This window comes from Pseudoalteromonas sp. AS84, from assembly GCF_038900255.1.
In the GTDB taxonomy this organism is placed as follows: domain Bacteria; phylum Pseudomonadota; class Gammaproteobacteria; order Enterobacterales; family Alteromonadaceae; genus Pseudoalteromonas.
The window spans coordinates 1-25,739 of record NZ_JBBMQY010000030.1 but is presented as its reverse complement, the minus strand read 5'-3'; the positions used below and the strand labels follow the sequence as shown (position 1 = coordinate 25,739).

Genomic DNA, 25,739 nt, shown 5'->3' with positions numbered 1-25,739 from the left:
AGAATAGAGCCACCATGAAATTAAAACATTTTGCGCTATGCGCTATTGCAGCAGCAATAGTTGGTTGTGACACAAACTCAAACAACAATGACAACAACTTGGGCTCTATTGCTCTTAGTGGAACAGTTACAAGCGGACAAACATTAACGGCAGAAGTTAGTGACCCTGATGGCATCTCAGGTGACGTGACTTACTATTGGTATGCAGATGGTGAGGCAATTGCAGGTGCAAATAGCGCTTCATTTACACTGACTGACGATCAGATAGGGTTACCAATTACTGTTCAAGGGCTTTATACCGATGATGGCGGTATTAATGAATCACATATTACAGATCCAACCGCAGATGTTGCCGCAATCGCATTTCCTGCAAGTTTAACCATTACGGGTGACGCGCTAGTTGGTTCGCAACTAACAGCCAATGTAGCTGACGAAAACGGTTTTGATGGCGATACAGTAACTTATAAATGGTTTGCTGATGACGTAGAGATTGCAGATGAAGCACTTTCAACGCTCACGTTAACAGACGCACAGTTTGGTACAGTTATTACAGTTAGTGCATCTTTTGAAGATAGCCGCGGGTTTGCTGAATCTGTTACATCTACTGGAACACAAGTTGTAGCACGAACAAATTCAGAAGGCCAAGTTACAATTAGTGGCACGCCAACTGTTGGCAATACATTAACAGCAGAAATTGCAGATACCGATGGAGCAACCGGAGATATAACTTATCAGTGGCTTGCTGATGCACAAGAGATAGTTGGCGAGACAGAAAGTACCTTTACAGTTGATGCATCACTGTTAGGTCAAAAGATAAGTGTTCAAGTTGCTTATACAGATGATAATGGATTTATCGAGGATAATACGTCTGAGGAAACAATTGCTGTTTCTGCTGTTGCGGTTGACGAAGCCGGTAGCGTCGCAATTATGGGCGTAGCGCCTTATTTGACAAGTGGCGAGTTAACAGCTGAGATAACAGATAACAATGGTGTTGAAGAGGCAAACGTTACTTATACTTGGTCTGCTGATGGCGTTGAAGTAGCCGACAGTAATAGTAAAACATTTACACCTGCTGCTTACGCTGGCTCAATAATGTCTGTAAAAGCTACGTATACAGATAACGATGGCTTTGCGAGTGAGGTTACAAACTCACTTGATACATTGGTTTACACACAATTAGTTAGTAACCCTGAAGCACTCCTTGGTGCTTTAAGCGGCGGTTTAGCTGATGGTGATGTTATTGGCTTAAACACCGGTGTTTATGCTGATATGGACGCAATTTTATTAACCAGTGCAGTAACGCTTCGCGCTGTAGAAGGTCAAACTCCTGTACTTAGCGGTGAAGTATGTGTGCATGTAGCTGCTGGAGTAGATGGCGCTGGATTAACAGGGCTTACCTTTAAGAATATAGATACTAAAGCGGGTGCATTTTGTGAAGCAGAAGAAGGTGCTGTTATTTACTCAGAAGGGGATAACTTTACTTTTTCGCAAAACACGATGGATGGAGAAGAAGCTACACTCAATAACTCTGAATACCATTGGCTGATGATAAAAGGTCAAAGCGCGTTGGTTGAGCGAAATACATTCTCTAATCGAAATGTAGCAGAAAAAGGGTCTGTGATAAAAATATCATCATCAAGCTCTGATCACGTTATTCAATATAATTTATTTAGCGACAGTGATAATCCAAACTTTGGTCAATCAAGTTTATATTTAATCAATGCAGGTAGCACAACGGGTAGCGGTGCAGCTGATAATGCAAACTTTACTATTCAGTATAACCGCGTAGAAAACTTTGTAACGGGTCGTCGTTTAATGCGTGTACAAACTTCGGGTGCAACCATCAAAGGCAATACAATCGTAAATCCTAATGGGGGTATTTCACTAGAAGATGGTGGCTTCAACAGTGTTACAGATAACGTTATTATTCGAACTACCGATATTGCAAGCTCTGATGATCGCCCAGCGGGTATATTAATTACACCACTTGGTCACACCGTAAGTAACAACTACATTGCAGGTATTCGTTCTGGTAATAAAGAAGCGGGCGGTATTGTATTTACAGCTAACCCATTTTCGCAAGATGATGGTGGTGTACCAAAGTCAGGTAATCAGGCAGTGCTTGATAGTGCCGGCGACTTTACACTAAATGTAACAAACAATACGGTTTTGAACTCGCAGCAACCTATTGTATTTAGTACAGAAATAGGCCCTAAAGCACCAACAAGTGATTGTGATGAGTTAACCGCAGCGAATGCGCCGGTGCTATACGGCCTAACCAAAAATGCGTTTGTTATCAACTTTAATGGAAATTTAATTGCAAACGGTTTAGGCGATCAAACAGACGAAGATACAATAAACAGCAGTGCTACAACTCAAGGCCTATTTTATCCAAATACACTTGATAGTGACCATGCTTTTGAATATGACTGTGACTTAATTAATCATGATAGTTCGGTGCTAAGTAACAACTTTGGTTATATGGATAGTCGAGTATCAGGCGATGCAAGCGGTGACTGGGTTGAAATTAGAAAACTAAACGGTAATGGGGCATTCGATACTGATGGTGCAATTGACCAAGACCCAGCAACGAATGGTAAAGAAGTGCTTGAGTACGTTACAGCAACAAGTACGTTATTAGAAACTGACCCTGCAGGCCTTCAGTCAGAGGCGGGTGCTAAAGGGCTTCATTATATTCAATCATCTGAAGTAGGTGTTGGATCTACATGGGAAATACAAAACGATTAAATAACCAATTAATCAGTTAACTTTTAAAAGCCCCAAATTTGGGGCTTTTTTATTGTTTATACTTTTCACCACACTTTAATTTAGCCTACATAACTCATTTATGGACTAGCTTAGAGGTGTTTATATTCTAGTGAAAAACCTGCCTGACCTGCTGGTAATGCCGCTATGTAAAAATTGGTATACCTTATGGTAATATTAAAACGCTAAATTGGTTGATCATATGACTGCGTTTGAGTATATTAAAGTCAAAGGACACATAAAATATACATAAGCATAACAAGCTAACACACTAAAATCACACAACAACAACCAGCGGAGAATTCAAATGTCGTTGAAGTCACGAGATAGCAATAATTCTACAACAGGGCAGTTTGCAATGCGCCCAGTTGCAAAATGGGTAAGAACAGCGGTCATCGCAGGTATGGCAAGTTCTTGCGTATTTACAGCAAGCGCACAAGAAGATCAGGGAAAAGCGACAGAAGTTGAAGAAGACGTTGAAATAATTAGTGTTACAGGTACTCGTAGAACAATACAGGACCAAATAGCAATTAAACGTGAAGCAACAACGGTAGTTGATGGCTTGTCATCAGAAGACATTGGTGATTTACCAGCACTGTCTATCGGTGAAGCACTTGAGTCAATTACAGGCGCTGCATCTCACCGTGAAAATGGTGGTGCAACTGAAATAACTATCCGTGGACTTGGTCCATTTTTAAGCGCAACACACATTAATGGTCGTGAAGCGACTAATGGTAGTGGTGACCGCTCAGTTAACTTTTCGCAGTTTCCTTCTGAACTTGTAAAAAAAGTAGCGATATATAAAACGCAAGATGCCTCAATGATTGAAGGTGGTGTTGCAGGTGTTATTGCACTTGAAACTATAACTCCACTTGATTTTGGCAAACAACGTGTATCTGCAGAGGTTAAATTAAACTACAACCCTGATGAAGGTAATGTAGATAACTCACTTCAAAGTGACGCGGGTTACCGTGGCACGTTTAGTTATGTTGACCAGTTTGAATTTGATAACGGCCAAGCTGTTGGTGTGTCTTTTGGTGTACAGCGCCAAGATATTAGCCAACCAGAAGCTGAATACAGAAGCTCTAGCCCATCAGGTTCTTCATTATGGGCCTGTTTAAACGATCCAAATAATACTAATGAAGGTTTTTACCGTAGCAGCGCAGGCGACTGTGAAGACCAAGTTAGTGGCAGTAGCAACCAAGGTTACGATACAGAAATTGATCCTGAAACGGGCAAAGCAGTAAGTGATGGTACTCCGTATGCTTGGACTGGTAGTAGCCGAAGCTACCGTCAAAACGAGACATCAGATGAGCGTGATGCAATGTTTTTTGCACTGCAATACCAACCTTCAGCTGATTGGGATGTTAACTTTGATGCGCAAATTTCAGATAGAACACAACAAGAAGCACGCCACGATTTAATCTTTTTACAAAAACGTGCCACACCAGGTGTAACAGGTCCAACACTTGTTACTAACGATGTAGGCGGTATTTTGCACTGGGAAGGTGAAGAGCGCATTGAATCAGCGGGTGAGCAATTTTCTCGTGAAGAAAACTACCAAGGTTACGGCATAAATATAGAACATACAGTTACTGATAGATTAACTGTTGACCTAGATTTAGCATATTCAAAAACTGAACGTGAAGAACTTCAAATATCTAACCGTGGTAGAACATCAGGTCGTAATTTCTTTTCTTGGGATATGGGTGATGAGATCCCTCATTTCACACTGACAGATTTTGATGTAACAGATATTTCAAACTTTACAGATAGCCTAAGAACGCGACTTGACCGTGAAAATGTTCGTGAAAACGAAGTTATCTCAGCGCGATTAGATTTTGACTATGCGCTAGATGGTAACGTTTTCACCAGTGTACAAGGTGGTATTAGAACATCTGAAATGACGTTCCTACAGTATGGTGGTAGCCAAGGTAACGGTTCAAGAAACGAATTTACACTAGACTCTGGTACAGAAGCGCTTGACGTATTACAAGGTTGTCAAATCGACTTTCCAGAATCAGGCTTTTTATCGAGTGTATCTGATGGCGATATTGTAACAAATGTTGATAGTGACGGTAACGTTGTAGATAGCGGTACAGGTTCATCATGGGCTACATACGACAACGTATGTTTCTCACAAGCTGTAGCTGGTTCTAACGCTGATGGTGTGTTTGCTTACCCAGAAGTTGAATATGAAAATGCAGGTACAATTGATGTAACAGAAAAAACAACATCAGTGTACTTAATGGCTAATTACGATACAGAAATGTTTGGTAAATTCATTCGCGGTAACTTTGGTCTTCGTATTGTAGACACAGAAGTAACTTCGATTGGTTTTAGAAATAGCTTTGATGTTGTAACAAGTGATACCGGTGTACTTTCTCTGGTTGAATCTGATAATGGTTCATTGGATAAAATAAAAAGCGGTGGTGACTACACTAAGTATTTACCAAGTTTTAACCTAGTTATTGATTACAGTGAAGATATTTTATTCCGAGCTGGTATATACCGTGGTATGTCACGCGCAGATCCATCTGATTTAGGTTACAGCCGTACATTCCAAGAAGATACAGAAGGTACAGCAACTTCAATCAGCGATTTATTGGTGGGTGTAAATGGTTCTGGTAACCCAGATACTCAACCGCTTATGTCGTGGAACTACGATGCTGCATTTGAATGGTACCCTAACGAAGATTCAATCTTAGCGTTAAGCTTATACTACAAACAGTTCAACGGTGGTTTTCAACAACAAACAGTAATTGAAGATTTTACTGTTGCCGGTGAAACTGTTTCATTACCAATTACTAACTCTGTTACATCAGACGAGGACAGTGAAATATTAGGTCTTGAAGCTTCATTTTCTTACCGCTGGGATAATGGCATCGGTATGAAATTTGGTTACAACTATGCAGACACTGATTTTGAGTTCCAAGATAGCTTGTACGGCGATACGTTTGAGACTGACGTAGATGGTAATACTACACAATTAACTGATGGTATTATTGAGTCGGCTTCAGTACCTGGTTTCTCAAAGCATGTATTTAGCAGCCAGCTTTACTACCAAATAGGTGGATTTGATACTGCCGTTATTTACAAATATCGTAGTGAGTATTTCCAACCATATACTACAAATGGTACTCGACTTCGTTATGTTGATGGCGTAGGTGTGTGGGAAATGCGCGCATCATACAAAATTGATGAGCACTTTAGAGTTAAAGCTGAAGCAATTAACTTGTTCAGTGCTCCTAAATCACAAGATTTCTTTGTTGAAGGTAACCTAGGTGAAGTGAATGACTACGGCCCACGTTTATTCTTAGGCTTAAGCTACAAGCTATAATAGTTAAACACTTAATCATATTAAAAAGGCGGTTTTACCGCCTTTTTTGATCCTCAAATTCTTCAATTTTATATTTTCGATAGCGTTAGCTAACAGTACTCAAAAAAACTCACTCCAGAATTACGCTACTCGACTAAAACAATTGAATTGGTTAACCAATATTGTTGTTTATTCAGTAAGCCTAACATCATCGATTTTTCCTGCCTAAATTATTTCATTTTTAAAACGATAACTCTTCTAACCCTTGTTATTAATAGGCCTATTTCTAATGAAACTTAAAAACCATAAATAACATTAACTTAAAATGTAAGTTTTGCTATTAGCTTGAAGGTTAGATAGGTTTTTCTATTTTGGTAATAACATATTGCATGATATTTGATCTAAATTAATTACCAAAAGGTTGACCTTTTTATAGTTGAGTGTAAATATAAAGTTAAGGTTTTGTAATAATTAAGGGCTTTTAATAAAAACAATAAAGTAGCTGGTTAAACATAGCATTTCACACACACAGGAAAAAAACTATGAGTCACAAGTTATCTAAAATTACACTGGCAGTTATATCGGCAACTGCACTTGGTATGTCTTTGTCTACACAGGCGCAAGAAGCTCCAAAAAAAGCTGCAGATGATCTTGAGGTTATCGAGGTTTCAGGTATTCGACAATCGCTTACAAATGCGCTTGCACAAAAGCGTTCAGCAGACAGCCTTGTTGAAATTATTGAGGCTGTAGATATTGGTAAGCTACCAGATCAAAACCTCGCAGAAGTACTTGAAAACGTAACAGGGATTCAAATTACTCGTGAAGCAGGGGTAGGTACGGGCGTTCAAATTCGTGGTACCAATGCTAATCGTACAGAAGTGAACGGCGTATCAACAGTTGGCTCAGGTTCTGGACGAAGTGGTATTAGTTTTGAAGATGTATCAGCAGCAATTATCTCTGGTGTAGAAGTAATTAAGTCCCCTGAAGCAAAAACAATCGAAGGCTCTGTGGGCGCAACAATAAACTTGAAAACAATTCGCCCGTTACAGTTAAATGAAACTCTAGGCTCAATTAGAGTTCAAGGTGAAGATAGTAGTTTATCAACAGACGGTGTCACTCCTCGAGTTTCTGGTGCCTGGGGGGATAACTGGGAGCTTGATTCGGGCGGTAAGTTTGGTGTTGTATTTAGTGGTAGTTACAGTGAGCAAGACGTAACCGCATTTCGTCCTCGCGCAGATAGAGATAATTCGGTAGCCGCTGATAGCGGTGCTGCAAGTGCACAATCATTTGATTTCCTACCAGTACAATTTTTAATTCAAGATTATGATAATTACGAATACGAGACAAAAAACTTCGCAGGTACATTTGAATATGCGCCAAACGATAATATGAAATTCTTTTTTGATGCAGTTGTTAACGATCAAGAGCGCCGCCAAGAAAGCTCTAGAGTACAAGCATCTGGCCTAAGTGATCTTAGAAATGTATCAATACCGAGTGAGTTTGAAACAGTTAATTTTGGTTCTCTTGACGGACAGAACCTAGGCAGCATTCAAGCGGCTGTAAGAGGCGTTATTCCGGTTGAAGACGGTGGTGGCGATCCTAACTTGCGTTTTTCTAGCGATACTAATTCACGCATCACAAAGAGCAAAATATTTAGAATAGGAGGGGAATGGCAAGGCGATAGATTATTTGCAAGTGTTGAAGCCTCAACCTCGCGTTCTGATTCAACGACACCAAGCTTTAATACAACGCTTAATTTTATAAATCCAAATGTTGCTACTAATTCGTCAAATGAAAACGGGACTCCTTTTGAGTATGATCTTACAGGTGATGCACTTACGTTTGGGATTGCTACGGGTGAGGCAAACGCGCCAACAATGGCTCAATTACTTGACCCTGCAAATGTTGTTCTACGTGACGTAAACCAAGGGCAAGATGAGTCAGAAAATACAGAAGATGCGTTTCGTACAGATTTTACATATTACTTAGATGATGTAATAACGTCAGTCGATTTCGGTTACCGCTACAGTAAAACGAGTAGTGTGTCGGATCAAGTTCGTTCTAACGTTGGTTTAAGAAATATGGCTGATAGCCCAACGGGTGATTTATTTGCACAATTATTAACAGCGGGCCCAGATAACTTTAACGATGGTGATGGGCGAGCACTCTATATTCGTGATTTCTTACTTATAAACCCAGAGCTTGCATCCTCTGATCCACAAGCAGTTTTAGCAGCGCTTAACCAAGCGATTGAAGCTAATAATGCAATAACAGGTTCTGATCGTGGTCCAATAAGTTCACCAACGTCTCAAGTAAATGCGTTTTTTGATATTGAAGAAGAAACACATGCCTTATATGCACAAGCAAATTTTGAGTATGGCATGTTTCGCGGTAACTTTGGCCTGCGTTATTTAGAGACTGAAGTTACATCGCTAGGTAACTCTGTTACTCAAGATGGAAGTGGCAACGAACTGGTTACTCAGCTAACGTCAAAAGGTGATTACGATTTCTTTTTACCACGATTTAATTTAGCCGCGAATGTAAGTGAAGATGTGATTGTTCGTTTAGGTTGGTCTAAAGATATTAGACGCCCAGATTTTGATGACCTATCTACATCTGTTACGTTTGGCACCAGCCCTAATAGTGCCGTTTCAATTGGTAACTCAGGCTTAGCGCCAGAAGAAGTAACCTCTTTCGATATATCCACAGATTGGTATTTTGCACCCGCTGCTTTGTTAAGTGTGGGGTACTTTCATAAAACACGTAGCGATTTGCACGTTACACAGCAAGTTGACCCATTTGAAGACCCAAGCACAGGCTTTCGCGATACAACTGGTCCAGAATGTGAAGGCGGCGGCATATTTAACCCAATTGCTGACATAAACGTATTTGGCCCAGATGCTGGCGTAGGGTTATGTGTTCCTACGCAAACTACTATTAATGATTCTGGTGAAACAACACAGCAAGGTATCGAGCTTGCAGCTCAATACGACTTATCAAATTTTGAAAAAGAACTAGGATGGGCATCAGGTTTTGGTGTGGTTGCTAACTATACCTATCAAGAATTTTCTGGTGGCGAATCATTTGACACCGCAACGAGTCGTGCAAATGCTGTTTTTGCATTAACAACCGGTAACCCTGATGCAGACATAAGTGCTAAGCAATCACTCATTGATCTGTCAGAAAACGCATATAACATTACATTTTACTATGAGAAATACGGCCTATCTGCTCGAGCGCGTTATACGTGGCGCGAAGGGTACCGTTCAACTGACTTTGGTAGCACCTCAAGCTTCCCATGGGGTTTCCCTGTTGTTCAAGAAGACAGAGGGCAGCTTAATGCCAGCATAAGTTATGATGTGAACGATCAGCTAAATATCGGTATTGAAGCCGTTAACTTAACTGAATCAGAAGTTAGCCAGTCTTGTGTTAACGAAGGTGCTTTACTTTGTTTCCAAGGTATTACAGACCGCCGTATTACATTTGGCGCAAGCTATAGATTTTAAAAGTTATAGTTAAATCGAGTCTATAAGTGTGTGTATTTAAAGACGCTAAAAGCAAGCCACCTGGCTTGCTTTTTTTTAACTAAAACTAGTTAATATTTATGAGAATGATTTATTCCACTTTGTATTTTACTTCTAAATACTGTTACAGCGGCAATGTCTTGCGACACTGCCGGCAGTAATTATACCAACCTGCATAAATCTTTGATCAATTTAACGAATTAAATTGCACTATAACATCGTTAAAAATTTTTTATTTAGAACAACTAGATACAAAAATTTTTGCCTAGTTCTAGCGTAATTTTCTTAACGTTAAATAGACCCCGTATATAAGCAGATTGGTATTATTATCGAGATAGTATTAAACCAATACCGTTACTTCTTAACCTTACCCTTAAGAACATAAATTTCACCATCGAAACTGCCTTGAATCGTCAGCCCTTGGCTTGCCAACTCTTGCAAATATTCAACATGATCATCAGTAATATGCTGGCCTGGGACTAAAAGCGGAATCCCCGGTGGATATGGAGTAACTAAACCTGCACAAATGCGGTTGTTGCTTTTACTGATAGGCACAGATTCGCGGTCGCCATAAAAAGCATCGCTTGGAATACATGCCAAGTCTATGGCTGGTAAGTTTTCAGGTAAGCGGGCTCTACGCGTCGATTTCGACAATTTTACTTTACCGCTATCTAGCTTTTTCAATGCATTGTACAAACGAATTATTTTTGAGCGCGTGCCGCCAAGCGTCAGTAAAACCAAAATTGTGCTGTGTGTGTATTTTTCAATCTCTAGCCCAATTTCATCCAGTAGATATTTATGAATATCTTTTAATGAGTAGGGTAGCTCACTAATATCAATAAGGATTTTTAATGGATCGTGACCCATGTTATCACCACTAAAGTGCGGGAATATTTCCATAAAGTCTTGCTTAGCTAATACTTTAATTTGCTTAAGCGAGGCCATCTGTTGTTTAAACTCTTCAACATGATTTAGCAGCGCATTGAGCAACTTGTAGCCTTCCATCTCTAATTGCTTTTGGCACACGTCAAGCGATGCAATAAGCTGATATTTAGGCGATGTACTAGCGTAGATACTATAAATCTCTCGAAAGAAATCAGCATCAAAATCGGGGTCGTTAATATGAATATAAGACGCTTGAGAAAACGCCGATACTACTTTATGCGCCGAATGTGTGATGTAGTCAGCCCCAGCATGTATTGCAGAATAATGACGAAAGCTAGGATGAAACAAAGAGTATGCAAACCAGGCTTCATCTATAAACACCTTGATACCATATTGATGAGCATAATCTACGACTTGTTTCAGGTCGCTAAGTAGGCCATCGTAGGTACAACCGGTAAGCACTAGCAATTTAGCATCAGTATTGTTTTCAATTGCTAACTTGATGTCGGCCAACGACGGTGGCGCGAAAATACCATATTTTGGATTTAAGATACTCGCCAAATAAATGGGGTAGCTAGCTGATTGCAAGATGCCATAGTGTACTGATTTATGGCAATTACGGTCGACAATTACTTTATCTCCCTTGCGCAGGAGTGTCTGCAAAATGATTTTATTTGAGGTAGATGAACCATTTGTAACAAAGTAGGTGTGCTTAACTTCAAACGTCGCCGCCGCTGATTCTTGAGCGCGACCAATGGTATTAGTGCTGTCTGACAATGAACCTAGCGAGTCTACCGAAACCGACAGGTCGCCAACAAATACATTGCGGCCGTAAAACTGATAAAAATCTTTGATGTAAGGTGAGTTTCTAAAGCTAGAACCCCCACTATGACCCGGTGTATGCCAAGAGTCGTTTGCTTCACCAACGTAACGACGATATGCCGTCCAAAATGGTGTTTCAGAGCGGTCGTCAAAATCGTTAATCATATAACCTAAAATAGCTTCTGGGTCAGAAATCACTTCATCTTTAAAAAAGAAAGATTCGATTTCTTCTGATTCGTTTACGATCTCCAGCCCTTTTGTGTCGTCGCCAATAACATAAACCGGCAACTCAAGGCGAATTGCCTTTAACTCTTCAATAAAGCGGCTATACATCCGCTCACCCACTTTGTTGTGCATATCCCAGCTTAGAACCACGGCTTGAATATCACCATCTTCCTCTACACATTCCAGCGCGTGCTTCAGCTCGAGGCACTCAATAATATCGATATGAATATCGTCTCGCTCAAAGTTAGGAATGGTCTTTGACAGATTCGTTGAAAGCCCTTGTAAAGTGGCTGGGTCTTGCTCAATTATCAAGATACGAAGTAGAGGTAGCATAGAGGGTTTCGCAATATAATTTTATAATGCTCACTAGCATAACCAAAGGAATGTAACTTGTGAAATTAATACTTTGATAATGTTCTAATAATTGTACAATTTCACCAACATGCCCTCACGTATAAAAATATTTTATCTAGATGGATTGATAGGCGCGGCTTTATGTCGCACTTTTGGGGCTTGTGCTTTATTGCGCGAGGTAAGCTTGCGACTACAGGGTTGGCGTTGTATTTGTAGGCGCGGTTTTATGCCGCGCTTTTGGGGTTTTAGAGCTTGTGCTTCATTGCGCGAGGTAAACTCGCGACTACAGGGTCGGCGTTGTATTTGTAGGCGCGGTTTTATGCCGCGTTATTGGGGCTTGTGCTTTATTGCGCCAGGTAAACTCGCGACTACGGGGCTGGTGTTATGTTTGTAGGCGCGGTTTTATGCCGCGCTTTAGGAACTAATCAGTTTTTTCTTTAAACTCACACAAGTCTTCAATAATACAGCTGCCACACTTAGGTTTACGTGCTACGCAGGTGTAGCGCCCGTGCAGTATTAGCCAATGGTGAACGTCTACTTTAAATTCTTTTGGTACAACCTTTTCAAGCTTTTGTTCTACAGCTACAACATCTTTACCCATGGCAAGCTTAGTACGGTTTGAAACTCGGAAAATATGTGTATCTACAGCAATTGTCGGCCAGCCAAAAGATAAGCAAAATAGTTGTCCGATTGAAAGTATAATAGCACTTGAATTTCTCTGCTTTTCAGTGGCATAGTGCCTAACGCAATAAAACAATATGGATTTTTCATGGAAGAACTTTTAATTCCCCAATCTTTAAAAAAATACTTAGCTAGCAATGACGTTATTCCTTTAATTGGTGCAGGTGTTTCTATGTCTGTCGAAAACAAAGATGGGAGTAGGGCTTTTCCATCTTGGCCTGAACTACTTAATTTTGCAGCAGAAAGATTGAAAGATGAAGAGTTATTAGATGATAGTCATCTAGTAAAATTGCTTGTGAAGAAAGGAAAGCTCCAACAAGCTGCACAAGAAGCTCAAGAGCAATTGTCAGGCAGGCGCTGGTATGATTTTATGCAATCCCAATTTGTAATAGATTTCACTCAATTGGACGATAGCTGTAAGGCTTTACCACAAGCAATTTGGCAATTAAGTAACAGGCTTGTAACCTTAAATTATGACAAGGTATTAGAATGGGCACATACAGAATCAGTTAATGTTTGTGCTTTTGATAACGAAAATACAAATCGACTTGCAGAATTTTCACGCAATGGCTCCCAAGAAATGCTTTGGCATTTGCATGGTAAAATCGAAAATCCTAAGCATATGGTGCTTACTCCACAGTCATATAATCGGTTATACCAAGAATATGCTGAAGAACACTATCAGGCTGCGCTTACCAAGTTCAAAGAGCTGCTAAGCAACAAGATTATTCTTTTTATTGGTTGTTCACTTGATGACGCAGAGCTATTGGCTGCAATAGTAAAACAGAATAAATTGTTTGATAATAATACTGGTCCTCATTATGCGCTGGTACGAGAAAGTGATAAGCAGGCAATTGATGCTAAATTGACTGGCATCCCAGTTAATACAATTACTTTTAGTGACTTTGGTCAACCTTTAATTGATGCTGTACATCAATTGGTTGAATGCAAAAATCAACAAGAGCAGCAACCAAAAGAATCAATTCAACCACTTAAGGAAGAACCAAATAAGCACGATAAAATTGGTCTATTTACAGCCTCACCTTTTGATAAACCAATAGATGATTCGGATATCATCGCAAAACTTAAAAAGTTTAAATATCCTATTTCGCAACAAGCTTTTACTGAAAGTAATTTAATGGAGGCTGATGATTATTCCATTTTATTTTTATTAGCCAAAACAACGAGTAGTGGATTGTTGATTGAAGACGACAACGCTTGTAGTGATTACTTAGCAATTGATGAACTAGAAAGTAGCTTACCAATTAATGCTAAAATAACAGTGTTGATCACAGATAAACTATTGAATGAGCAAGAACTAGGGCTAGTTAAGTTTCCATTACTGGTTTTTCCACTGTTAAATCAACAAGGCAAAGATCTTAAACCTCTTGATAAATTAGCGCATCAGCTATTCAAAAGGCCGGATGTTAAACACTTTATTGATAAAAGTGATGTCCAATCGGCGCATATTAGCGGTGAGTTATTAGCATCTCTGAAACCAGAAAACCGTCAGAATTGGCATAAGTATCAACCATTACTACCTAAAGGTATTAATACAAGTGAATTGCAAGGCTTTACAGGGCGTTTATCTGATTTAGCGGATATCAGCCAAAAGCTTGCTAAAGCAGCCAACAAACAAAGGTTATTAACAATTAAAGGCAGTGGAGGCTTAGGTAAAACAACAATAGCAAAAAAAGTGGCATTGGAGTTAGCGAATCGCGGGCATTTTGATGCAGGTGTGTATTTTATTGATTGTGAACATATCTCAAGTAGCAATCAGCTTGAAATGCACATCGGCAGTGCCTTTAACTTACGTGCCGCTGATAATTTATTTGGTCACTTAGCAAAACATCATGATCAGCGAGTGCGTTTACTTATTTTTGATAACTTAGAAAGTTTATTGTATTTAAAACAAGCGGATAAAAGCCAAAACAAGCAAGAAGTAGAACAAGTTAGGTTATTGTTATCGCAAACACTAATGTACGCAAATGTGTTGGTGACCTCAAGAGAAAGCATTAATACAGAGTGGGAAGATGTGTTGCCATTTCGGCAAATGGAGTCTGAAGAAGCGTTAGCATTATTTAATCGCCTAACTAAAAACGGTTATCGAAGTGATAAAGATCAAGACTTTGCTCGCAGAAAAATTCTAGAACCACTACTAAATAATAACCCGTTAGCCATTAAGTTAATTTGTGATGGGATGCCTACAGGTAAAAGCTTAAAAGAGTTAAAGCAAGAGTTAGAAGACGACTTTTTTAATAAGGTTAAAGAAGAAGACTTAACTTTAATGTTTGACGATGAAGTTGATTTGAATATTAATCGTCAAGAGTCTCTTTATGTTTCCATTCTTTATTCTTACGGTTCATTGGAGGAACATCAGAAACGTACATTGGAATCCTTCTCGTTATTTCCTGATGGAATAGACCTCGATACTTTTAAACGTTTAATAACAGAAAGTAAGATGAAGGATAGAAACGAAGAGTCGAATAAATTGAAAAAGCCGATTAGTGATAAAGATATTGCCGTACTTACAAATAAATCATTAGTCGAGGCTTACGGTAGATTTTATTCATTACAATCGGTTATTCAACGTTTTGCTCGTTTTCGATTTGAACAACATACGACAGAAAAAGACAAGTTTGAATTGTTCAGGCAAGCTTTTAAATACAATCAGCAGCTCATGGAGTCTATTTACCAATTTCGTGATACTAATAAAAAGTCGAATCTAATTTTCTCATCTCTTTTTAATAATTTGATAGCCGCGCTCACTTATGGCACTAAGAGCAATGTAATCAGAAGTGAAGATGAAGTAGAAGATTACTTTGAGATGGTTAAAAACATTAGTCTATTTTCAAATAATTTAAATCTAGATTCTGAACTTTTAGCTGCCTTTGAAACAATTAATATTGAAGGGTTTGTAACAAGGAGTAATGAATTTCAGGTAAGGCAGGTATGGAAGCTCATTAAACTTAAGACGCGCTATTATAACGGAGAGTTCGATGCTGCTTATGAGGAATTAAAATCTTTAATTACAATTGGGTCGCTATCTACTCTTTCTGGAAAGTATGAAAGAGGTCGAGTGCTTGAAAGAATTGTTTACAATATCGCAGCAAACCTATATGAGATGGAAGGTTATCCACTTGATTGGATTATTCATAACATAAAATTTAATTTATATCCGTACGTCGTTTTGGGTCACTCGAATGTTCAAGTTGCAATGAATGTTGAACCCTTAATGGGCCTTGTTAAAACTGATTTGAGTTACTACGAGGCACAAGATTATTTATATGGTGCAATCAATCTAAATCAACTAAATCATTCCATAGATGAATTACATGAAAATGAGCATAGAAACAGGGTACAGTTAACTTATCTTAAATCTCGTGAGACCTATGTTAGCTTCGAAGCTATAGATAAGTTGGCTAGCGTTAACCCTTATACGCGAGGTTTAAAAAAGTTGATGTATGCTTTTTCATGCGAGCATGAGCAGTCATCTGAGCTAGAACATAATGAGCCGAATCAGAATATAATTCGGTATTACCAATCAGCATTACCAGACTTAAGCCATATTAAGTTTTATTATGTGCAAGCACTTTATTTTTATGCTCGGTTTTTACAAAAAGCAGATAGTTTAGATTTCGAAACTATTTATGAACGAGGGTTTGAGTTAACTAAAAAGCATTATTATCGATATTGGCAACACAGATTTTTATTATTAAAACAACCCAATTTAGGACGTTATAAACCAGAAGATTATCCATTACCTGGAAATCCTGATATTTCGTCATTAGTTGAAAAGCAAGCTAAGTGGATAAAACGAACTTATGGTACAAGTTTAAATCCATTCAATCAGGGAAACACTGAGTTAAAAGCGCTTCCAAGTTAAATTTTTCAATAGTATTTTTTAGATGGGGGAGTTTTATAACTCTCCCTGATAAGTTTTAATTAAGCAGTAAAGTAAGCTCAAATTAGATACTAATTAATGTGACTTAAATTTCAGTCTTGTCTTTAAACTCACATAAGTCTTCAACAATACAGCTGCCACACTTTGGTTTACGTGCTACGCAGGTATAACGTCCGTGAAGTATTAGCCAATGATGCACGTCTACTTTAAATTCAGCAGGGACTACTTTTTCAAGCTTTTGTTCTACGGCAACAACATCTTTTCCCATAGCAAGCTTAGTACGATTAGAAACACGAAATATGTGTGTGTCTACTGCTATTACAGGCCAGCCAAAGGCGGTATTGAGTACAACATTAGCGGTTTTACGGCCAACGCCTGGTAGGGCTTCTAGTGCTTCACGATTTTCTGGCACGATGCTATTATGTTCATCCACTAAAATTTGGCACATTTTATAAACGTTGGCAGCTTTAGAATTAAATAAGCCGATGGTTTTTATATAGTCACGCAGTGTATCGTGGCCTATATCTAAAATGGCTTGTGGTGTATTAGCAACAGGGAACAATTTACGAGTGGCTTTATTAACGCCTACATCGGTTGCTTGCGCTGAGAGTGTTACTGCTACTAGTAACTCAAACGGGCTTGAATATTCAAGCTCTGTAACTGGGTGTGGATTATCATCGCGCAGGCGCGACAGTATTTGGTGACGTTTTTCTTTATTCATGCAACTTAAAACGTATTAGTGCTAATTATTGCTCTAATACGCTTTCCCCTTAAGTTAAGCTAGTAACACGTGCTCGAGGGCCTTTTTCAGCCTCTGGCGGTGCAATTTGCTTTGATTTTATTTGTGCGTCAATTACGTTTTTTGCAGCAATAAGCAGCCCAAGCCCTAAAAAGGCACCCGGTGGTAAAATTGCCAGTAAAAATTGGTTATCAAAGTTAAATACTTCTATGCGCAGGCTCTGTGCCCATGGGCCAAGTAATAAATCGGCTCCGTCAAACAGCGTACCTTGACCAATTAACTCACGCATAGCGCCTAAAACAACAAGCACAATCATAAAGCCTAAGCCCATCATTAAGCCGTCAAATGCTGATAAATGAACAGGATTTTTAGAGGCGTATGCTTCGGCGCGGCCAATAATGGCGCAGTTAGTTACAATCAACGGAATAAAAATTCCCAATGATTGATACAAACCAAAGGTATAAGCGTTCATAAGTAATTGAACTATTGTAACAAAGCCCGCGATGATCATGACAAATACAGGTATACGAATATCTTTTGGCACCCAGTTACGCACAATTGATACGGTAACATTAGAGCCTATTAGTACGAGTAAGGTTGCTAAACCTAAGCCTAAGGCATTTGTTACAGTTGAGGTAACCGCAAGCAGTGGACATAAACCTAAAAGCTGTACAAGGGCAGGGTTATTTACCCACACACCTTCTTTGTATAATGTTTTTAACTCACTCATTTAGCTACCTCTAAACATTCGGCATTAGGTGCTGCAAAAATATCATCAAAATTAGTTTGTGCGAACAATACGGCATTTTTAACAGAGCCCACAACAGCACGGGGCGTTATGGTTGCACCTGTAAATTGATCAAACTGGCCGCCATCTTTTTTTACAGCCCAACGAGCGTCATCTTCACCTTCAACCGTTAAGTTTTTAAATGCGGTGATCCAAAGTGATTTTTTAACTTCTACTTTATCGCCTAAACCTGGGGTTTCTTCATGTTTAGTAGTGCGTACACCCGCTATGGTGCCATCACTTAAAACGGCGGTTAATAGATTTATATCGCCACTGTAGCCGTTTGGCGTAACATGCCTAATGACAACAGCGACTGGTTTATTGTTTTTACGAGCACGGTAAATTACTTGTTCTGCGTGTGGACCTAGTTTTTCGTCAGTAATAATTACGCAATCTTGTGATAGTTGATTGTCGTATGATTTTGGGTCGAGCACTTCTTGTAGCTGCGCAGTAAGTTGTAGTTGTTCTTGCTCTGCAATTTTATCGGCAGTAAGTGCATTGATAGAGGCAACTAAGCCCGTTGTTGCTAACGCAAACGCAGTTAAAATAGCACCATTTTTAGCCATTGACGAAATGATCATTTTACTGCTCCATGGCCATAAGTACGCGGCTGTGTGTAGTAGTCTATTAGCGGCACTGCAATATTAATCAGTAATACACTAAATGCGATGGCATCAGGAAAACCACCAAAGGTACGAATTAAATAAATTAGTAAGCCAATTAGTGCGCCATAAATTAAGCGCCCTTTGTTAGTTGTTGCTGCAGATACCGGATCGGTCGCTATAAAAAAGGCCCCCATCATAGTGGCACCACTTAATAAGTGAAATAGGGTGCCCGGCTCTGTACCAGGTGATGCGATATAACCAATCGCACTACATAGTGCTAAACTTGCAATAAAACTTACAGGAATATGCCAGTTAATTATTCTTGCTTTTAGTAAGTATAAACCACCCACTAAATAGCCTAAATTAACCCATGTCCAACCAAGGCCAGCCCATTCGTTAAATAGTGGCTTTTGCATGCTCTCGGTAACGGTTAAACCGTGGGCTATGTCTGTTTTAACAGTATCCAGCGGGGTTGCCATTGTTAGGCCATCAACCCCTGCACGAACTTGATCTAGGCTAAACCCAGAGGCCGTAAAATCGGTGAATATTAGCCTTAGCTGATCAGCAAAGCTTATTGGCGTATTTATTAAATCGGTAACAGGCAACCATGCGGTCATTTGCACCGGAAACGAAACTAAAAGCAGTACATAAGCCGCCATTGCTGGATTGAATAAATTAAACCCAAGGCCGCCATAAAGCTGTTTAACTATAACAATAGAAAATAAACAGCCAATCACGATTATCCACCAAGGGGCAAGTGGAGGGATACTCAATGCCAATAACACGGCAGTAAGCCACGCACTGCCATCACTTAATGCAGGCCAAACAGGGCGTTTGCGCATTAGCATTATTGCAGCTTCAAATACACTTACAGCAACAAGGGCTAGTACTAGCTGAATAAGCACCCCGGTACCAAAAAAGAAAACTTGAGCAATTAGCCCAGGAACACACGCAGCAATAACGCTAAGCATTAATCGTGTTAACGATTTATGGCTGTGATTATGCGGCGAACTGGCCATGGTTAATTTCATGACTGATTATTTCCTTCTTTTTGTAACTTTTTAGCTTTTGCTCTCGCAATTGCAGCAGCCACGGCGGCTTTTTTCTTATCGTCGGCTGATTTAGGTTTATCTGCGTTAATAAGAACTGATGAGTCATCGGTGTTATTTTCTGCACTCTTCGGTGCTGCGCTATCAACTTGTAGCTCTTGCGGCTGAGTTTGTTCGGTATCTTCTAATGCTTTAGCCGCTTTTTTAGCTTTAGCACGAGCAATGGCCGCCGCTACTGCTGCCTTTTTATCATCAACGGGTGCCGCGCTTTGTGGCTCTTCACTCACGGATTGCTCGGCTTCTTCTAATGCTTTAGCTGCTTTTTTAGCTTTTGCACGAGCAATGGCCGCCGCCACGGCTGCCTTTTTGTCATCAACAGGCTCAACGCTTTGTGGCGCTTCACTCACGGTTTGCTCAGCGTCTTCTAATGATTTAGCCGCTTTTTTAGCTTTAGCACGAGCTATAGCCGCCGCTACCGCTGCTTTTTTGTCATCAATAGGCGTATCGCTTTGTGGCGCTTCACTCACGGATTGCTTAGCGTCTTCTAATGCTTTAGCCGCTTTTTTAGCTTTAGCACGAGCAATGGCCGCCGCTACTGCTGCCTTTTTGTCATCAACAGGGGCATCACTTTGTGGCACTTCACTTGCTGTTTGCTCAGCTTCTTCAAGTGCTTTAGCCGCTTTTTTAGCTTTTGCACGCGCAATGGCCGCCGCTACGGCTGCTTTTTTATCATCAACAGGGGCATCACTTTGTGGCTCTTCACTTGTTGCTTGTTCAGCGTTATCTAATGCTTGTGCTGCTTTTTTAGCTTTAGCACGCGCAATGGCTGCAGCTACTGCTGATTTTTTATCATCAACGGGTGCAGTCTCGGCCGATTCATCTGTTTGCGATTTTTGCTCTTTATATTTACGCGCTTGTTCTTTACGTAGTGCGCGCTCTTTTGCTACTTCGCTGTTGTCTGGCTCTACTTCTTCGCCTTCTTGCTTTTTAGCTTTAGCGCGTGCAATAGCGGCAGCAACAGCTGATTTTTCATCGCCGTTATCTGATTTATTTTTAACACGGGCTAGTGCCTCAGCTACTTTTTGTTTTTCGTCAGCAGATTTAGCCGCAGGTTTACGTTTATGGCGGTTTTGACGTTCTTCTTGCTCGCGATCTAAACGCTCTTTTCGTGCATCAAAACGCTCTTTTGCTCTGTCGGCTTTTATTTTGTCAGCTTGCTGTTCTTTAATTTCAACTTTGGCCACACGATAGTATTGTACAAGAGGGATTTCACTTGGGCACACATATGCACAAGCACCACATTCAATACAGTCAAATAAATTATGCTCTTGTAGCTTGTCGTACTCTTTTGATTTAGCAAACCACTGTAATTGCTGTGGCAATAAAGAAGCAGGGCAGGCATCGGCACAAGCACTACAACGAATGCAGGCTTTTTCAGGGCCGGGCTCTGCTAGCTCTTTATGATCGGGCGCTAAAATACAGTTAGTTGTTTTAACTATGCCAATACGTACTGTGGGTAGCGTAAATCCCATCATCGGGCCGCCCATCACAACACTTTGCTGAGGTACAGGCGAGAACCCTTGGCAATCAAGTAAGTGCTTTATTTCAGTGCCAAGTAGTGCCCATACATTTCCTGGCTTATGAATAGTGTTACCTGTTACTGTAACTATACGTTCAATGAGTGGTTTACCTTCATAAACGGCTTGTTGTACGGCAAACAAAGTACCCGTGTTGTGCACTAAAATACCAATATCGGCAGGAATACCAATGCTAGGAACTTCACGGTTGGTAAGTAATTTAATTAACTGCTTTTCACCGCCAGAGGGGTAAATAGTGGGCACCGTTTGAATAATTATTTTTGAGTTATGCTCAGCTGCTTGCTTCATTGCTGCAATAGCTTCTGGCTTATTATCTTCTATACCCACAATGCACAGTGTTGGGTTTAAAAGCTGCTGCATAATTTCAATGCCTTGGATAACTTCTTTAGCGTGTTCGCGCATTAAAACGTCATCGGCAGTAATATAAGGTTCGCACTCAACAGCATTTACAATCAAAAATTCGATAGGCTGCTTAGTATCTGCTTTCACATAAGTAGGAAAACCAGCACCACCCATACCACTAATACCGGCTTGGTGAATAATATTTATTAGCTCGTCATGACTAAGCTCAGCAGGATTTTTATTTTTATTTAGAGCTACCCATTCGTCTTTGCCGTCTGGTTCAATAATAACACTTAGTTCAGGTAGGGCCGATGGATGTGCTGATGGCATAGGTGCAATATCAGTAACCACACCAGAGCTTGGCGCATGCACAGGTACCGACCAGTTAGCAGCAGGCGCTGTAAGTGGTTGGCCTTTTAAGACGTGTTGGCCTTTTTCTACAAGTAACTTACCGTTTGCGCCTATGTGTTGCTTAAGCGCAACAATGAGTTTGTCGGGCAAAGGTAGGCGAGTGATACTCGCACTATTAGAGAGTGATTTTTGCTGTGGTGGGTGTATGCCGCCAGGAAATGCCCACACCGTGCCTTTTTTTATTTGTTCAAGTAACTTGTCCACTCAAACCTCTAATCTATTTGTGTAACAGGAATAGCATCTAGCTGCCATTTCCAGTTTTGTTTAGTTTCGGCTACAGGTAGCATATCAATGCAATCTACAGGGCAAGGCTCAACACATAAATCACAGCCAGTACATTCATCAATTAACACGGTGTGCATTTGACGAGTCGCGCCTAAAATAGCGTCAACAGGGCAGGCCTGAATACATTTGGTACAGCCAATACATTCATCTTCGCGAATATAAGCCACTGTTTTTATAGGTTCTGCTTGCTCGCCGCCTGCAAGTGGTTTTTCATCAACACCCATTAAGCCGGCAAGCTTTTTCATAGTTGATTCGCCGCCCGGAGGGCATTTATTTATTTCATCGCCATTGGCTATAGCTTCGGCGTAAGGGCGACAGCCCGGGTAGCCACATTGTCCGCATTGAGTTTGCGGCAAAATAGTATCAATTTGCTCAACAATAGGGTTGCCTTCAACACGAAAGCGGATTGCTGCAAATCCTAAAATAAGTCCAAAAACGAGTGCTAGCGAGCCAATCGCTATCAAGGCATAAAACAAAGTCATATTAAAACTTCACTAATCCAGTAAAACCCATAAACGCCATCGACATTAAGCCTGCGGTGATCATTGCAATGGAGGCGCCTTTAAAAGGCGTAGGAACGTCAGCTGCTGCTAAGCGTTCTCGCAGTGCTGCAAACAATACAAGCACTAAAGAAAAACCAACCGCAGCACCAAAACCATACACTGCAGATTGTAAAAATGAATGATCTTCTTTGATATTTAATAGAGCTACACCTAATACCGCACAGTTAGTAGTGATCAGCGGTAAAAATATGCCTAGTAAACGATATAGAGTAGGGCTTGTTTTACGTACAACCATTTCGGTAAATTGCACTACAACGGCAATTACCAAAATAAAGCTCATGGTACGTAAAAATTCGATATCCAGAGGGATTAAAATATATTGGTTAACTAAATAGCTAGTTACAGAGGCAAGGGTAAGCACAAACGTGGTTGCCAAAGACATACCAATCGCTGTATCAAGCTTACCTGATACGCCCATAAACGGACATAAGCCTAAAAATTGTACTAATACAAAGTTATTAACCAGAACGGTTCCAATCAATAACAAGACATATTCTGTCATGTGTGCCTCACGCTATTAAAGTCCTGCGTATTATCCTTTTTTCTGCCCCGATAAACAACATTTGCGAGTCGTTATCAGTTAAATAAACGCAAGGACAAACATATTGATCACAAGGCTGTAAAATTAATGTGATTTTGATGTAAGGAATTACTCAAATAGCAGAAACAAAAAAAGAGCAACGAATGCTCTTTTTTTATTAATTAAAAACTAATTAAATATCTTTAGGTTTTTCTATGTAATAACCTTGAACGCCATCTAAACACAAAGTTTCTATTATATGTTTCTCTTCTTGGCTCTCAACGCCCTCAGCAAATACGCTAACACCAATACGGTGGGCTAAATCGACCATTAAGCGCATAAAGTACTGATTGTTTTTATCGTCTTCTAGGCCGCGAGTATAACTTGCGTCCATTTTAATAAAGTCAGGTTTTAAATCGCGGAAAAACTTAAATGAAGTCAAGCCAACACCAAAACGTTCAACAGTAACGCGTGCGCCAACTCTGTGCACCATGTCGATAAAGCGCTTACTAGCCTTTATGTTTTGCTGTAAACCAAACTCGCTTACTTCAAATACTAGTTTAGATGCAATATGCGTATCTTTTAATAATCGGCGTTCTAGCCAAATTACAAACTGATCGTTGTGTGCACTAGAGGCTGTTACATTTAAACCAAAAAACTTTTCGGATAAGTTACGGCTTTTCACCTTTTCAAGAGAAGAGTCGATGATCAGGCGGTCAATTTCTATTGCCATATCAAGCTTTTCGGCCATAGCTAAAAAAGAGGCCGTAGGGAGTACTTGATTGTCTTCTGTTTTAAATCGCACTTGTACTTCAGCGTAGGCTTTAATACTTTTACCAAGCGGCATAATGTTTTGCATAACTAAATGTACACGCTTAGATTCAATAACCTCGTTAATAACCTTACGCCAGTTTTGATTACCAAAACCTGCACTTACGTTATTAACTAAATCGGTTTCTCGTTGCACGTGCCATGCGTTTACTTGTTTTGATTGCGCCATACTCATCGCGTTATCAACAACAGAAAGTAGCTCACCTAAAGGCTTACCTTTTTCGTAACCGACAATGCCCGTGTTAGCAACAGAGCTTAGCTCTTGGTTTTGTTGATACTGAGTAAAACGCGATTGTAGATTTTCACCAAAGCGCTCTGCTTCTTTTAAAGGGGTGTGGGGCAGTACTACAGCAAAGTCAGAGCTGTTTAATCTAAATACTTGGCTACCAGTGTAAGTGCCGCTTATGTGCTTAATAATATCGGCAACGCCTTTAACGTACTCATCACCTTTTTGATAACCACGGGTTTGGTTTATAGCTTGTAGTTCGCTACAACGTACCATAGCTAAAGAGCCAAATGTACTTTGCTCAGTGTTTTCAATATTTTTTTCGTAGTACTCAACAAACATATTACGATTACCAAGCGAGGTAATTACATCTTTGTACGCTTCATGCTTAATAGTCATAGCAGCGCTTTGTATGTCTTCGTTTTTGTTTTTTAAAAAATGAGATAATCGATTAAAACTAGGTACTAAGTCTTTCCCCATTTTTTTCAATCGAGTGCCATCTAACGCTGTTTCTAAATCATTATCAACTTGGTTTTGATTGATATAAATATCGATAATGTCAGCAACTGTTGTACTTATGTTTTTATTTAGCTGATAGAAAATTGATTGCATTAAAATTATTGGAATAATAACTAAAATCGCAGAAATCAAAATAACGATAAAGAGGGACGTTTGAAGTTGCGACGCTAAATGTTCAATGTTAAGTACAAACTCAACTTTTATATCTGAGGCATCATTTACAGCAAATTGAGGGCGTACAGAATTAAAGTTAGAGAGTACAAATTCAGCAAACATTGGTAATTGAGTAGGGGGGTTAATGCTAAATATTTCAGCCCCTTGGTAATCTCTTAGTGTAAAGCTTGAAAACGTTTTACCATCTGCAATTGATTGTTTTAAATTTTGAGCAGAAATATCGTCTAAAGAAAGGTCATTAATATACTTAGTAACAGTTGTTTGCGCATTTTTTTGTGCATCACTTACTGCAGTATCAAAGCTTATAGATATGAAGTAGCTTCCTGCTGCAACACACAATAACCAAGTGATAATTTGTATAAAAATAAGTTTTTTAAATCCAGCCATGTTTTCAGTCTTTTAATAGTTCAAAAGGGAAGGAATCAAGTCCTTGATTAATAAACTAAGTACAGCGCATCAAAGAGTAAACTAATGCTTTAGTTATATAAGGAAGAGTAGTGGAATTAGCTTGAGATGTCTATGAAATTCTTAGAATTGGCTCCCCCTCCCCGACTCGAACGGGGGACCTGCGGATTAACAGTCCGTCGCTCTAACCAACTGAGCTAAGGGGG

13 protein-coding genes and 1 pseudogene are annotated in these 25,739 nt (G+C 39.8%); 4 read left to right on the top strand and 10 right to left on the bottom strand.

The window, feature by feature from the left end:
* Positions 1-14 precede the first annotated feature (14 nt).
* From WNY79_RS19585 to WNY79_RS19575, 3 genes are all read left to right on the top strand, one after another.
* Entirely contained in the window at positions 15-2,747 is a 2,733-nt protein-coding gene (locus tag WNY79_RS19585) for a poly(beta-D-mannuronate) lyase (RefSeq protein WP_342876679.1), read from the top strand.
* 325 nt (positions 2,748-3,072) lie between these two features.
* On the top strand, positions 3,073-6,105 hold the full coding sequence (locus WNY79_RS19580; RefSeq protein ID WP_024598711.1) for a TonB-dependent receptor: 3,033 nt from the start codon (positions 3,073-3,075) through the stop codon (positions 6,103-6,105).
* A gap of 521 nt (positions 6,106-6,626) precedes the next feature.
* Positions 6,627-9,590 carry a TonB-dependent receptor gene (locus tag WNY79_RS19575; protein WP_170072887.1) on the top strand — a complete coding sequence of 988 codons (2,964 nt, stop codon included), beginning with the start codon at positions 6,627-6,629 and terminating at the stop codon, positions 9,588-9,590.
* Between the two features lie 372 nt (positions 9,591-9,962).
* Here WNY79_RS19575 and WNY79_RS19570 read toward each other — a convergent pair whose 3' ends face one another.
* Together WNY79_RS19570 and WNY79_RS19565 are read right to left on the bottom strand one after the other, a co-directional pair.
* Positions 9,963-11,873 (bottom strand): aminotransferase class V-fold PLP-dependent enzyme, encoded by a 1,911-nt coding sequence (locus WNY79_RS19570; RefSeq protein WP_024594845.1) that lies wholly within the window; start codon positions 11,871-11,873, stop codon positions 9,963-9,965.
* Between the two features lie 442 nt (positions 11,874-12,315).
* Positions 12,316-12,564: pseudogene (locus tag WNY79_RS19565) on the bottom strand (endonuclease III); the annotation flags it as partial.
* Between the two features lie 99 nt (positions 12,565-12,663).
* Between WNY79_RS19565 and WNY79_RS19560 the strand changes: the two are divergent.
* A complete protein-coding gene (locus tag WNY79_RS19560) occupies positions 12,664-16,461 on the top strand; it encodes an SIR2 family protein (RefSeq protein ID WP_342876678.1) in 3,798 nt (1,265 codons plus the stop codon).
* 103 nt (positions 16,462-16,564) lie between these two features.
* On the opposite strand, the gene nth is transcribed toward WNY79_RS19560, so the two are convergent.
* From nth to WNY79_RS19520, 8 genes are all read right to left on the bottom strand, one after another.
* Entirely contained in the window at positions 16,565-17,200 is a 636-nt protein-coding gene (gene nth / locus WNY79_RS19555; protein ID WP_342876677.1) for an endonuclease III, read from the bottom strand.
* 49 nt (positions 17,201-17,249) lie between these two features.
* On the bottom strand, positions 17,250-17,948 hold the full coding sequence (locus tag WNY79_RS19550) for an electron transport complex subunit E (RefSeq protein ID WP_007585346.1): 699 nt from the start codon (positions 17,946-17,948) through the stop codon (positions 17,250-17,252).
* Positions 17,945-18,586: an electron transport complex subunit RsxG gene (gene rsxG / locus WNY79_RS19545; RefSeq protein ID WP_342876676.1), complete on the bottom strand. Its 642-nt coding sequence runs from the start codon at positions 18,584-18,586 to the stop codon at positions 17,945-17,947. Before rsxG ends, WNY79_RS19550 begins: the two co-directional genes overlap by 4 nt.
* Positions 18,583-19,641, bottom strand: a complete 1,059-nt coding sequence (gene rsxD, locus WNY79_RS19540; protein ID WP_342876675.1) for an electron transport complex subunit RsxD — start codon at positions 19,639-19,641, stop codon at positions 18,583-18,585. The genes rsxG and rsxD overlap by 4 nt, the downstream gene beginning before the upstream one ends.
* Positions 19,638-22,214 (bottom strand): electron transport complex subunit RsxC, encoded by a 2,577-nt coding sequence (gene rsxC, locus WNY79_RS19535; protein ID WP_342876674.1) that lies wholly within the window; start codon positions 22,212-22,214, stop codon positions 19,638-19,640. The genes rsxD and rsxC overlap by 4 nt, the downstream gene beginning before the upstream one ends.
* Before the next feature lie 8 nt (positions 22,215-22,222).
* A complete protein-coding gene (gene rsxB / locus WNY79_RS19530; RefSeq protein ID WP_002960333.1) occupies positions 22,223-22,777 on the bottom strand; it encodes an electron transport complex subunit RsxB in 555 nt (184 codons plus the stop codon).
* Between the two features lies 1 nt (position 22,778).
* On the bottom strand, positions 22,779-23,360 hold the full coding sequence (rsxA, locus tag WNY79_RS19525; RefSeq protein WP_008134172.1) for an electron transport complex subunit RsxA: 582 nt from the start codon (positions 23,358-23,360) through the stop codon (positions 22,779-22,781).
* Between the two features lie 211 nt (positions 23,361-23,571).
* Positions 23,572-25,515: a GGDEF domain-containing protein gene (locus WNY79_RS19520; protein ID WP_342876673.1), complete on the bottom strand. Its 1,944-nt coding sequence runs from the start codon at positions 25,513-25,515 to the stop codon at positions 23,572-23,574.
* Positions 25,516-25,739 lie beyond the last annotated feature (224 nt).